Annotated in this window: 10 protein-coding genes; 8 read left to right on the forward strand and 2 right to left on the reverse strand. The window is 61.7% G+C overall.

What is annotated here, in order from left to right:
* Positions 1 to 68: 68 nt before the first annotated feature.
* Together ACM6I7_RS20590 and ACM6I7_RS20595 are read right to left on the reverse strand one after the other, a co-directional pair.
* Positions 69 to 1,370, reverse strand: a complete 1,302-nt coding sequence (locus tag ACM6I7_RS20590; RefSeq protein WP_027611982.1) for an ATP-binding protein — start codon at positions 1,368 to 1,370, stop codon at positions 69 to 71.
* Positions 1,371 to 1,374: 4 nt separating this feature from the next.
* A complete protein-coding gene (locus tag ACM6I7_RS20595) occupies positions 1,375 to 2,076 on the reverse strand; it encodes a response regulator transcription factor (RefSeq protein ID WP_003224662.1) in 702 nt (233 codons plus the stop codon).
* Positions 2,077 to 2,351: 275 nt separating this feature from the next.
* On the opposite strand from ACM6I7_RS20595, the gene ACM6I7_RS20600 reads away from it, so the two are divergent.
* The 8 genes from ACM6I7_RS20600 to ACM6I7_RS20635 all read left to right on the forward strand — a co-directional run bounded on the left by ACM6I7_RS20600 (position 2,352) and on the right by ACM6I7_RS20635 (position 12,956).
* Positions 2,352 to 3,509, forward strand: a complete 1,158-nt coding sequence (locus ACM6I7_RS20600) for an efflux RND transporter periplasmic adaptor subunit (protein WP_027611983.1) — start codon at positions 2,352 to 2,354, stop codon at positions 3,507 to 3,509.
* Positions 3,510 to 3,524: 15 nt separating this feature from the next.
* Positions 3,525 to 6,623 (forward strand): efflux RND transporter permease subunit, encoded by a 3,099-nt coding sequence (locus tag ACM6I7_RS20605; RefSeq protein ID WP_027611984.1) that lies wholly within the window; start codon positions 3,525 to 3,527, stop codon positions 6,621 to 6,623.
* Positions 6,624 to 6,799: 176 nt separating this feature from the next.
* Positions 6,800 to 7,441 (forward strand): DUF1345 domain-containing protein, encoded by a 642-nt coding sequence (locus tag ACM6I7_RS20610; protein WP_027611985.1) that lies wholly within the window; start codon positions 6,800 to 6,802, stop codon positions 7,439 to 7,441.
* Between the two features lie 165 nt (positions 7,442 to 7,606).
* Positions 7,607 to 8,632 carry a LacI family DNA-binding transcriptional regulator gene (locus tag ACM6I7_RS20615; protein WP_414889173.1) on the forward strand — a complete coding sequence of 342 codons (1,026 nt, stop codon included), beginning with the start codon at positions 7,607 to 7,609 and terminating at the stop codon, positions 8,630 to 8,632.
* A 154-nt stretch (positions 8,633 to 8,786) separates the two neighbouring features.
* Positions 8,787 to 9,569 (forward strand): sugar phosphate isomerase/epimerase family protein, encoded by a 783-nt coding sequence (locus ACM6I7_RS20620; RefSeq protein WP_414889174.1) that lies wholly within the window; start codon positions 8,787 to 8,789, stop codon positions 9,567 to 9,569.
* Positions 9,562 to 10,569: a sugar kinase gene (locus ACM6I7_RS20625; protein WP_414889175.1), complete on the forward strand. Its 1,008-nt coding sequence runs from the start codon at positions 9,562 to 9,564 to the stop codon at positions 10,567 to 10,569. The genes ACM6I7_RS20620 and ACM6I7_RS20625 overlap by 8 nt, the downstream gene beginning before the upstream one ends.
* 96 nt (positions 10,570 to 10,665) lie before the next feature.
* Positions 10,666 to 11,964 carry an MFS transporter gene (locus ACM6I7_RS20630; RefSeq protein WP_027611989.1) on the forward strand — a complete coding sequence of 433 codons (1,299 nt, stop codon included), beginning with the start codon at positions 10,666 to 10,668 and terminating at the stop codon, positions 11,962 to 11,964.
* Between the two features lie 14 nt (positions 11,965 to 11,978).
* Positions 11,979 to 12,956, forward strand: a complete 978-nt coding sequence (locus ACM6I7_RS20635) for a 2-hydroxyacid dehydrogenase (protein ID WP_097089675.1) — start codon at positions 11,979 to 11,981, stop codon at positions 12,954 to 12,956.
* Positions 12,957 to 13,036: the final 80 nt, after the last annotated feature.

Consider the following 13,036-nt stretch of genomic DNA (forward strand, 5'->3'; position numbering starts at 1 on the left):
GTGTCAGATTAATTTATGTCGACTGACACTCCGCCTTCGCGAGCAAGCCCGCTCCCACGGGTTTCGGGTCAAGTCATGTCAGGCAACCACAACCTGAACCGCGCCCCCCCCAGCGGCGAACTTTCAACCGTCAAGGTCCCGCCCTGCGCCTCCAGCGCCCGACGGCTGATGGCCAGGCCCAGACCAAAGCCGCCGGTAGCCCGATCACGACTGCGATCAAGGCGATAGAACGGTTCGAAAATCCGCTCACGCTCATCATCCGGGATGCCAATGCCATCGTCGTCGACCCAGATCTCGCAACCATCGGGGCTGACCTGCACGCCAATCTGAATGCGTTTTTCGCAATAGCGCATGGCATTGCGCAGCAGGTTCTGGATCGCTCGGGCGGTCAGGCGCGGATCCAGCGTGAAGCGTTCGAGCTGACCGTGCAGCAGCACGTCGATAACGATGTCCGGTGAGTCCAGCTCTTCATCGACACTGCCCAGAATGCTGTCGATGAACTCATCCAGCGAAACCTCGACCTGCTCGGGCAACTGCGCCGGGTTCTGCAGGCGGCTGTAAGACAGCAGTTCCAGCACCAGCTCATCCAGTTCCCGAATGTGTGCGACCAGTCCTTGCAGGCGCTCGCGACTGGTCGCCGGCAAATCATCGGACAGCGCCAGGGCCAGACCGAAGTCCAGACGGGTCAGCGGCGTGCGCAATTCGTGGGACACCGCATTCAGCAGGTCGCGCTGCTGGTTGAGCAGATTTTCGATATCGCCGGCCATGGTGTCGAACACGTTGGCCAGGCTGCCGATGTTGGAACTGGCGGGGATCTGCGTGCGCTCGTTCAGGTGGCCCTTGCCGAAGCGTTCCGCAGCACCCTTGAGGCGTTCCAGATCGCGCCAGTGCGGGCGAATCCACAGCAGCAGGCAGGCGAGCATGCTCGCACCGATCAGCACGTTGATGCTCCAGTACAACAGATTGACGTCCAGCGGATCCGGCGGTACCACCATTTGCACGGCGACGTCATCGTTCAGCGGCGTGACCGCCAAGGTGCGCCATCCCCAATCGCCGATACGCACCACGTTTTCCCCGGCGCGCAAGCGCACTTGCTCGGGGGCGGTGAACCCGGCGTCGTCGATGCGCGCCAGTGCGATGTGCAGCGGCTGGAAGTCCTTGTCCATCGATTGCGCCAGTGCCGGCCACTGATCCTGCGGCACCGCGTGGAACTGCCGGGTGATCAGCGATTGCAAGCCGCGCGAGTAGTCGAGGTTGTAGGTGATGAAGCGCTCGCGGAACGCCATGATCACCAGATCCGGCACCAGATAGATCGCCGCGCTGTAGGAGACGATCGTCACCAGATACAGGCGAAACAGGATTCTGAACATCAGCTCAGCATTCCCACTCGGAGCGGCTGAACAGGTAGCCCTTGCCCCATACCGTCTTGATCTTGCGCGCCTCGCCGGCGTGGTCGTCGAACTTGCGCCGCAGCTTCGAAATCGCCACGTCTACCGAACGGTCGGTGCCGTTGAACTCGATGCCGCGCAGGCGTTGCAGGATTTGATCGCGGCTCAGCACTTCCCCGGCATGCCGAGCCAGCACCACCAGCAAATTGTACTCGCCGCTGGACAGTTCCACCGGTTGCTCGCGCCAGGTCACGGTGCGCTCGGACAGGTCAATGCACAGATTGCCCATGACGATGCGATCATTGACCGTCATCGGCTCACCAAGGCTGCTGCGCCGCAGCAACGTACGCACCCGGGCCAGCAAAACCCGGGGCTCGCAGGGTTTGGTGACGTAATCGTCGGCGCCCATTTCCAGGCCCAGCACCTGATCGTGACTGTCGTCGCGAGCGGTCAACATCAGGATCGGCAGCGTCGCCGAATCGGCCCGCAGCAAGCGGCAGACCTGCAGGCCGTCGAGACCGGGCAGCATCAGGTCGAGGATCACCAGATCCGGCGGATTGATCCGTGCCCGCTCGCGCACGTGGTCACCACGGCCGATCACGCTGACGGAATAGCCGTTGCGCTCCAGGTAGCTGGAAATCAGTTCGGCGAGGGCGGTGTCGTCTTCGACCAGGAGGATGTTGGGCATGGGGTGTTCCAGGAAAGTGCAGTGGCGACTGTTTGGGCCTCATCGCGAGCAGGCTCACTCCTACAAGGTTCGTGTCTGGCACAGTTCCAATGTAGGAGTGAGCCTGCTCGAGATGACGGTTTATCTGTCGCAATAAATTTCAAGGCGTAAAGGATATACGCCCTCACCCGTCCCTGAGTAAAACCCTTACACAATTTCACACAGCGCCTACAAAGCTTCACCGCTACCCTCGGCGTCTGGCCTTAGGATGCGGGCTTCAATATTGGGGGTGGTACATGTCGAAAAATCTGCTGGCCGGGCTCGGCCTGATCGCCGCTGCGCTGTTGCTGAGCGCCTGTGATTCGTCCTCGAAGGCCGAAGAAGAAGCGCCGCCAGCTACCGTGCGCATCGAGACCATCGAGGCCCGCCCCCTGTCGATCAGCAGCGAACTGAGCGGTCGTATCGCCGCCCCGCGCATCGCTGAAGTGCGTGCCCGAGTGGCCGGGGTGGTGTTGCAACGGACCTTCCGTGAAGGCAGCGACGTGAAAAAGGGTGACGTGCTGTTTCGCATCGACCCGGCACCGTTCAAGGCTGATCTCGATAGCGCCGAAGCCGCGTTGCGCAAGGCCGAGGCCAATGCCTTCCAGGCCAGGCTGCAGGAACAACGCTACGCGCAGTTGATCGACGACAAGGCCATCAGCGCTCAGGATTACGACAACGCCCGCGCCAATGCCCGGCAAACCGCCGCCGATGTGGCGGCCAATAAAGCTGCAGTGGAACGCGCGAAGCTGAACCTCGGCTACGCCACCGTCACCGCGCCGATTTCCGGGCGGGTCGGCCGTGCATTGGTCACTGAAGGTGCACTGGTCGGGCAGAATGAAACCACGCCGCTGGCGCTGATCCAGCAGCTCAACCCGATCTACGCCGACCTCACCCAGTCGACCCGTGAGCTCAATGAGCTGCGCCGCGCGTTCCGTTCCGGGCAGTTGCAGGAAGTCGGTCAGGATCAGGTCAAGGCCACGCTGATTCAGGATGACGGCAGCCTCTACCCGTTACCGGGCAAATTGCTGTTCAGCGACATCAGCGTCGATCCGGGCACCGGCCAGATCATTCTGCGCAGCGAGTTCCCCAATCCCGATCTCGACCTGCTGCCGGGCAGCTTCATCCGTGTACGTCTGCAACAAGCCACCGTACAGAACGGCATCACCGTGCCGCAACGTGCGGTGCAGCGTGACAGCGCGGGTATCGCCCAGGTGCTGACCGTCGACGAGCAGATGCGCGTGGCCCAGCAGCCGGTGCAACTGGGCGCGGTGCAGAACGACCGCTGGATCGTCAGCGGCGGCCTCAAGCCCGGCGACCGCATTGTCATCGAAGGCCTGCAACACGCCCGTCCAGGCGAAAAAGTGCAGATCGACGACACCCCTCTTCCACTTGCCCAGACCTCTGGTCAGTAAGCAGGACGCTTTCATATGCCGCAGTTCTTTATCGATCGCCCGGTGTTCGCCTGGGTTGTCGCCCTGTTCATCCTGTTGGCCGGTGCGCTGGCCATTCCGCAATTGCCGGTGGCGCAGTACCCCGATGTCGCGCCGCCACAGATCGAAATCTACGCGGTGTACCCTGGCGCCTCGGCGCAGACCGTCGATGAAAGTGTGGTCAGCCTGATCGAAGAAGAACTCAACGGCGCCGATCACCTGCTGTACTTCGAATCGCAGAGCAGCCTCGGCAGCGCGACGATCAAAGCGACGTTCCAGCCGGGCACTAACCCGGAACTGGCTCAGGTGGATGTGCAGAACCGCCTCAAAGTGGTCGAGTCGCGCCTGCCGCAGGCAGTCAATCAGCAAGGCCTGCAGGTGGAGAAAGTCTCTGCCGGCTTCCTGTTGCTGATCACCCTGACCTCCAGCGACGGCAAGCTTGATGACGTAGCGCTCAGTGATTATCTGGCGCGTAACGTGATGAACGAAATCAAGCGCATCGACGGCGTCGGCAAGGCGCAGCTGTATGGCGCCGAACGCGCAATGCGGATCTGGATCGACCCACAGAAGCTGATCGGTTTCAACCTGACCCCGGCTGACGTCAACGCCGCCATCGTCGCGCAAAACGCCCAGGTGTCGGCGGGCAGTATTGGCGACTTGCCCAACCCATCCTCGCAGGAAATCACCGCGACCATTCTGGTCAAGGGGCAGTTGTCGACGCCGGAAGAGTTCGCCGACATCGTGCTCAAGGCCAATGCCGACGGCTCCACCGTGCGCATCGGCGATGTGGCACGGGTCGAAGTCGGCAGTCAGGAATACCAGTTCGGCACGCGCCTGAACGGCAAGCCGTCCACCGCCGTCGGCGTGCAACTGGCGCCGGGGGCCAATGCCTTGGCGACCGCCACCTTGATCCGGGCGAAAATGGACGAGCTGTCGCGCTACTTCCCGGCGGGCGTCGAATACAAGATTCCGTACGACACCTCGCCGTTCGTCAAAGTCTCGATCACCAAAGTGGTTTACACCTTGGGCGAGGCGATGCTGCTGGTGTTTGCGGTGATGTTCCTGTTCCTGCAAAACATCCGATACACGCTGATCCCGACGCTGGTGGTGCCGGTGGCCCTGATGGGCACCTTCGCCACCATGCTCGCGCTGGGTTTCTCGATCAACGTGCTGACCATGTTCGGCATGGTGCTGGCGATCGGCATTCTGGTGGACGACGCCATCGTCGTGGTGGAGAACGTCGAGCGCATCATGGCCACTGAAGGCCTGTCGCCGAAAGAAGCGACGCGCAAGGCCATGAAACAGATCACCGGGGCGATCATCGGTATTACTCTGGTGCTGGTGGCGGTATTCATCCCGATGGCATTCATGCAGGGTTCGGTGGGCGTGATTTACCGACAGTTCTCGCTGTCGATGGCGACCTCGATCCTGTTCTCGGCGTTCCTGGCCCTGACTCTGACGCCTGCACTGTGCGCCACGCTGCTCAAGCCGATCGCCAAGGGCGAGCACCACGAGAAAAGCGGATTCTTCGGCTGGTTCAACCGCCGCTTCGAGCAACTGACCGATCGTTATCAAGGCTGGGTCGGTTACGCGCTGAAGCGCAGCGGGCGTTATCTGCTGATCTACGGCGTGCTGCTGATCGGCATGGGCCTGTGCTTTGCGCGCCTGCCCTCCTCGTTCCTGCCGGTTGAGGATCAGGGTTACACCATCACCGACATTCAGTTGCCGCCGGGTGCGAGCAAAAACCGTACGGTGCAGGTGGTCGAGCAGATCGAAGCGCACAACGCCAGTGAACCGGGGGTTGGCGACAGCACGGTGATTCTCGGCTTCAGCTTCTCCGGCAGCGGGCAGAATGCGGCGCTGGCGTTTACCACCCTCAAGGACTGGTCGGAGCGCGGCAGCGACGATTCGGCTACGTCGATTGCCGATCGCGCCAATATCGCCCTGAGCCAGATCAAGGATGCCATCGCGTTCGCTGTGTTGCCGCCGCCGGTTGACGGCCTCGGCACGTCGAGCGGCTTCGAATTCCGTCTGCAGGATCGCGGCGGTCTCGGTCATGCGACATTGATGCAGGCGCGCACTGAACTGCTCGCCGCCGCAGAAAAAAGCCCCGTGCTGATGAACGTGCGCGAAAGCGCGCTGGCCGAAGCGCCGCAGGTGCAACTGGAGGTAGACCGCAAGCAGGCCAATGCGCTGGGCGTGTCGTTCGCCGACATCGGCAGCGTGTTGTCCACCGCCGTGGGTTCCTCCTACATCAATGATTTCCCCAATCAGGGACGCATGCAGCGGGTGGTGGTCCAGGCCGAAGGCGATCAGCGCAGTCAGGTTGATGATCTGCTGAAAATGCACGTGCGCAACAACGCCGGGCACATGGTGCCGCTGTCGGCGTTCGTCCAGGCCAAGTGGACCCAAGGCCCGGCGCAACTGACCCGTTATAACGGTTATCCGGCGATTGCGATTTCCGGCGAACCGTCGCCGAGGCACAGTACCGGTGAAGCGATGGCGGAGATTGAACGCTTGGTCGCTCAGGGGCCGAGAGGTCTGGGTCAGGAATGGACCGGGCTGTCGTTACAGGAACGTTTGTCCGGCAGTCAGGCGCCGATCCTGCTCGGTCTGTCGTTGCTGATCGTGTTCCTGTGCCTGGCGGCGCTTTACGAGAGCTGGTCGATTCCGACCTCGGTGCTGCTGGTGGTGCCGCTGGGTGTGCTCGGCGCAGTACTGGCGGTGACCTTGCGCGGCATGCCCAACGATGTGTTCTTCAAAGTCGGGCTGATTACCATCATTGGTCTGTCGGCGAAGAACGCGATCCTGATCATCGAATTCGCCAAGAGCCTGTACGACGAAGGTCACGACCTGATCGACGCGACGTTGCAAGCCGCGCGCCTGCGTCTGCGGCCGATCGTCATGACTTCGCTGGCGTTCATCCTCGGCGTGGTGCCGTTGGCCATCGCCACTGGCGCCAGCTCGGCGAGCCAGCAGGCCATCGGCACCGGGGTTATCGGCGGGATGATTACGGCGACATTGGCCGTGATCTTCGTGCCGTTGTTCTTCGTGGTGGTCATGAAGCTCGTACAACGCTTTACCAAACACCACTGAACCCTGTGGGAGCGGGCTTGCTCGCGAAGGCGTCGTGTCAGTCAGCATTCATGTAGCTGACACACCGCTTTCGCGAGCAAGCCCGCTCCCACAAGGTCATTCGAACAGTCAAGTCAGTGGTCATCCGAGACGTCGCTGGGCTAAGGTGTAAAAACATCCTGGCCCATCGAGTCCCCATGCGCTTTCTCGCCCGCACCCACCCTCGCCTGTCCGCCGCCGCTTTGGTCGGCCTTGCCACCGGCCTGCTGGTCCCTGCCGACTCCGTCGTCAGCAAAATCCTCATCGGCTGGAACGCCGGCGTCTGGACTTACCTGATCCTGATGTTCTGGCTCGCCACCCGAGCCAAGGCACCGGACGTCAAACGCATCGCCGTCGTCGAAGACGAGAATGCCGGACTGGTGCTGTTCGTGGTGTGTATCGCAGCATTGGCAAGCCTGGCCGCCATCACCCTGGAACTGGCCGGCACCAAGGATCTGGATACCCATCACAAACTTCTGCATTACGCGTTCACCGCCGTCACCGTGGTAGGTTCGTGGCTGGTGATCGGGGTGATCTTCTGTGTGCACTACGCGCGCCTGTTTTACACCTGGGACGGCAAGGAACCGGCCCTGCGTTTCGCTGAAGGTCTGACCACGCCCAATTATTGGGACTTCCTGTATTTCTCCTTCACCATCGGCGTGGCAGTGCAGACTGCCGATGTCGGCGTGGCTACCCGCGATATTCGCAAGATCGTCCTGGCGCAATCATTGATCGGTTTTGTGTTCAACACCGCGATTCTGGGCTTTTCGATCAATATTGCTGCCGGCCTGTTTGGCTGAGCATTGCGCAGATACTTCAATAACGCTGAGCACCGCCCGTCGGCGCCAAGTTGAAGTACCACGCGCATTCACTTGACGGAGTGTCAGCTTCTGGTGTTTCCTGAAACCGGTTTCAGCGCCATCGAGGCGCATGAAACGAATAAATCCAATAATAGGTTTCAGACCGTGAACGACTTCTCCGCCGCCCAGCGCAGCCGCGTGACCATGTTTGATGTTGCCGAACGCGCCGGCGTATCCAAGGCCAGCGTCTCGCGCTTCATCGGCGACGACCGCGCCCTGCTCTCCGATGCCATCGCCTTGCGTATCGAGCAGGCGATCAGTGAGCTGGGTTATCGCCCGAACCAGATGGCCCGTGGTCTGAAACGCGGGCGCACGCGCCTGATCGGCATGCTGGTGGCCGATATCCGCAACCCTTATTCGATTGCCGTGATGCACGGGGTGGAAACCGCCTGCCGTGCGCACGGCTACAGCCTGGTGGTGTGCAACACCGACCGCGACGACGAGCAGGAGCGCCAGCATCTGGCGCTGTTGCGCTCGTACAACATCGAGGGACTGATCGTGAACACCCTTGGCCATCACCGTGACGAACTCCACGAGTTGCACCGGGAAATGCCCTTGGTGCTGGTGGACCGCAAGGTCGATGGCCTCGACAGCGACATGGTCGGGCTGAACAATCCGCAGGCGGTCGAGATGGCCCTGACGCACCTTGAGCAGCGCGGCTATCGCGATGTGTTGCTGGTGACTGAGCCTTATGACGGCACCAGTTCGCGGATCGAGCGGGTCAGCAGTTTTCAGACGCAGATCGCCCAGCGCTCCGGGTTGACCGGGTCGGTGCTGGAAACCAGCAACGCGCTCGCTACTCATCTTCAAATCTTTTTGGACACCCCGGCGACCGGGCCGAAAGCACTGTTCTGCGCCAATGGCGTGGCAGCGCTGGCCTGTACCCTGGCCTTGCGCGAAATCGGTTGCCGATTGTTCGAGGATGTCGGGCTGATTGCCCTGGATGATCTGGATTGGTACCCGTTGGTCGGCAGCGGAATTACCGCCCTCGCCCAGCCCACAGCCGAGATCGGCGCGCGGGCGTTTGAATGTTTGCTCAAGCGTTTGCGGGGGGATGTCGAGGTAGCGCGCAGAGTGGATTTTGCGCCGGTGCTGGTTGAGCGCGGGTCTACCCGAGGATCTTTGCGGTGACTGTTATGGCGCCATCGCGAGCAGGCTCACTCCTACAGGGGGAGCGCATTCCAAATGTAGGAGTGAGCCTGCTCGCGATGGCGCCCGAACGCCCGACGAAGATCAATCAGATTTTTTTGAACAAAAATGAAACCGGTTTCAGAGGTAGATAACAATGAATAAACCTGCCGTTTCCATCAGCCTGTCCAGCTACGGCGCCGAGCTTGTGCGCCAACGCGGGCAGGACTTCTTCATCGATGTGCTGGCCGCCGCTGGCGCTGATCGCATCGAGTGGCGCGAAGAGTTGCTGACTCGCGAAGTGCCCGAGCAACTGCGAGCCGCCACTCGGGCGCAGGGACTGCAAAGCATCTATTCGTCGCCGAGCGAACTGTGGCTCGCCGGTCAGGCGCGGCCCAATCCCGAGCTGATCAACGCCCTGCAACACGCAGAGGCATTCGGCTCGAAATGGCTGAAAGTCTCGCTCGGTTACTTCACCGACAACTGTGATCTGCAAGTGCTGAAACAACTGCTGGGCAACAGCCCGGTGCAGTTGCTGGTGGAAAACGACCAGACCTTGCAGGGCGGCCGCATCGAGCCGTTCCAGCGTTTTTTCGCGGCGGTGGAGCAGCATGATTTGCCGATCAAGATGACCTTCGATATCGGCAACTGGCAGTGGCAAGACCAGTCCGCCGCCAACGCCGCACGCCTGCTCGGACGCCACGTCGGCTACGTGCACTGCAAAGCCGTGGCCCGCCGCGCCGACGGCAAATTGGTGGCGGTGCCGCCCGCCGTCAGCGACCTGCATTTGTGGGAACAACTGCTGCGGCACATGGCCCAAGGCGTCATGCGTGCCGCCGAATACCCATTGCAGGCCGATGACCTCGTGGCACTGACTACCGAGCACGTGGCCGCCCTCGCCCGCCTGGGCCAAACGCGCCTGGAGCCTGCCCATGTCTGATCTCGATATTCTGTCGTTCGGCGAAACCATGGCGATGCTGGTCGCCGAGCAGACCGGTGATCTGGCTGCAGTCGAGCATTTTCACAAACGCATTGCCGGCGCCGACAGCAATGTGGCGATCGGCCTGTCGCGGCTGGGTTTCAATGTGGCGTGGCTGAGCCGGGTCGGCGCCGATTCCCTCGGACGTTTCGTGGTCGAGACCTTGATCAAGGAAGGTCTGGATTGCAGTCACGTCGAGGTCGATCACCAGCACCCGACCGGTTTCCAGTTCAAGTCGCGTAACGACGACGGCAGCGATCCGCAGGTCGAGTATTTCCGCCGTGGCTCGGCGGCCAGTCATCTGTCATCGCTGTCGATCACTGACAGCCTGCTAAGCGCTCGCCACCTGCACGCCACCGGGATTCCACCGGCGCTGTCAGCGAGCGCCCGGGAAATGTCGTTCGAGCTGATGACGCGCATGCGCCATGCCGGGCGCAGCGTGTCGTTCGACCCCAATCTGCGCCCGAGCCTGTGGGCCACCGAGCAAGAGATGATCCGCGAGATCAACCGCCTCGCCGCCCTCGCCCATTGGGTCTTGCCGGGCTTGAGCGAAGGTCGCTTGCTGACCGGCTTCGAAGATCCGGCGGACATCGCGGCGTTTTATCTCGATCAGGGCGCCGAAGCCGTGGCGATCAAGCTTGGGCCGCAAGGTGCCTATTACTGCACGCATCTGGATCAGGGTTTTGTCGCCGGGGTGCCGGTGGCCAACGTGGTCGACACCGTGGGTGCGGGTGATGGCTTTGCGGTCGGCATGATCAGTGCCCTGCTGGAGCATCAGAGTTTTGCCGAGGCGGTGCAACGCGCGAACTGGATTGGCAGTCGGGCGGTGCAGAGTCGCGGGGATATGGAGGGTTTGCCGACCCGGTCTGAGCTCGTCGCTGAATTCGAGGCCGCTGATCGCGAGCAGGCTCACTCCTACATTGGATCTCCGCCAGTCACAGCTGCAGCGGCAAACACATAACCCTTGTAGGAGTGAGCCTGCTCGCGATGAGGCCCGCTCAGACAACCGATTCATTGAACCTGCTGCGACAAAAACAACAAGCTCAGGAGCAACACCATGAAAACCGCAACCCTCGCCGCCCGCCGCTGGTGGTACATCATGCCCATCGTGTTCATCACCTACAGCCTGGCGTATCTGGATCGCGCCAACTACGGCTTCGCCGCCGCGTCCGGTATGGCCGCCGACCTGATGATCACCCCGGGCCTGTCTTCATTGCTCGGTGCGCTGTTCTTCCTCGGCTACTTTTTCTTCCAGGTGCCGGGTGCGATCTACGCGCAAAAGCACAGCGTGAAAAAGCTGATCTTCTTCAGCCTGATTTTCTGGGGCGGCCTCGCCACCCTGACTGGCGTCGTGTCCAACGCCTACTGGCTGATCGTGATCCGCTTCATGCTCGGCGTGGTCGAAGCCGCGGTGATGCCGGCGATGCTGGTCTACCTGTGCCACTGGTTTACCCGTGCCGAACGCTCGCGGGCCAACACCTTTCTGATCCTCGGCAACCCGGTAACGATGCTGTGGATGTCGGTGGTTTCGGGCTATCTGGTGCAGCACTTCAGCTGGCGCTGGATGTTCATCATCGAAGGTTTGCCGGCGGTGATCTGGGCGTTTATCTGGTGGAAGCTGGCCGATGATCGTCCTGCTCAGGCCAAGTGGCTGAGCGAACAGGAAAAGCACGACCTGGAAAGCGCTCTCGCCGCCGAACAGGTCGGGATCAAAGCGGTGAAGAACTACGCCGAAGCATTCCGCTCGCCGAAGGTGATCATTCTGGCGCTGCAGTTTTTCTGCTGGAGCATCGGCGTCTACGGCTTTGTGCTGTGGTTGCCGTCGATCCTCAAGGCCGGCGCACAAATGGACATGATCGAGGCCGGCTGGCTGTCGGCGCTGCCGTATCTGGCGGCGGTGATCGGCATGCTCGCGGTGTCGTGGGGCTCGGACAAACTGCAGAAGCGCAAACGCTTCGTCTGGCCGCCACTGCTGATCGCCTCCATTGCGTTCTACGGCTCCTACGCCCTGGGCGCGGAACATTTCTGGTGGTCGTACACGCTGCTGGTGATCGCCGGCGCCTGCATGTACGCGCCTTACGGGCCGTTCTTCGCCATCGTTCCGGAGATCCTTCCGGCCAACGTTGCCGGCGGCGCGATGGCGCTGATCAACAGCATGGGCGCGCTGGGCTCGTTCGGCGGCTCGTATCTGGTCGGCTATCTGAACAGCTCCACCGGTTCGCCCGGTGCTTCGTATTTGCTGATGAGCGGCGCGTTGCTGCTGTCGGTGGTGCTGACGATTTTTCTCAAGCCTGGCGCCAGTGATCGCGTCGTGGCCAAAGCCGTAATCACGCGTCCCGTGCCGGCGCATTCCTGAAGAGATTTTTGCTCATGAAAAAGCAAGTCGTGCTGTACAAGAAACTCTCGCCGGCGCTGATGTCGCGTCTGCAGCAACAGTGTGAAGTGACGCTGATCGAAAGCCTCGACGCCGACGGCTTGATGAAACTGCGCGACGCCCTGCCCGGCGCCCACGGTTTGCTCGGCGCCAGCCTGAAACTCGACGCCGCGCTGCTCGATCTGGCGCCACAACTTGAGGCGATTGCCAGCGTCTCGGTGGGTGTCGACAACTATGACATCGACTACCTGACTCAGCGCAAGATCCTCCTCAGCAACACCCCGGACGTGCTCACCGAAACCACCGCCGACACCGGTTTCGCCCTGATCCTCGCCACCGCCCGGCGCGTGGTCGAGCTGGCGAACATGGTGCGCAGCGGCCAGTGGCATCGCAACATCGGCCCGGCGCATTTCGGCACCGATGTACACGGCAAGACCCTGGGCATCATCGGCATGGGCCGCATCGGCGAAGCGCTCGCGCAGCGCGGGCATTTCGGTTTTGGCATGCCGGTGCTTTATCACAGCCAGTCGCGCAAACCGGCGGTTGAGGAACGTTTTGCGGCGCAGTACCGCAGCCTGGAAGCGCTGCTGCAAGAGGCCGATTTCATCTGCCTGACCCTGCCGCTGACTGCGCAGACCGAAGGCCTGATTGGCGCCGAGCAGTTTGCGCTGATGCGCCCCGAGAGCATCTTCATCAATATCTCGCGCGGCAAAGTGGTGGATGAAGCGGCAATGATCGACGCGCTGCGCCATCAACGGATTCGCGCGGCGGGGCTGGATGTGTTCGAGCGTGAACCGCTGAATCATGACTCGCCGTTGTTGCAGCTGAATAATGTGGTGGCAACGCCGCACATGGGTTCGGCGACGCATGAGACGCGGGAGGCGATGGCCAGGTGTGCGGTGGACAATCTGCTGGCGGCTTTGGCTGGGGAGAAGCCGGTGAATCTAGTGAATCCGGCGGCTTGGCAGGGCTGAAAAATGCGCTGAATGGCGGATTGCATTCGCGAGCAAGCCCGCTCCCACAGGGTTCGGTGTGTACAGATAACATTATGTAC

Origin of the sequence: Pseudomonas sp. IT-93MI4 (assembly GCF_949767635.1) — a bacterium.
GTDB classification, from domain to species: domain Bacteria; phylum Pseudomonadota; class Gammaproteobacteria; order Pseudomonadales; family Pseudomonadaceae; genus Aquipseudomonas; species Aquipseudomonas putida_A.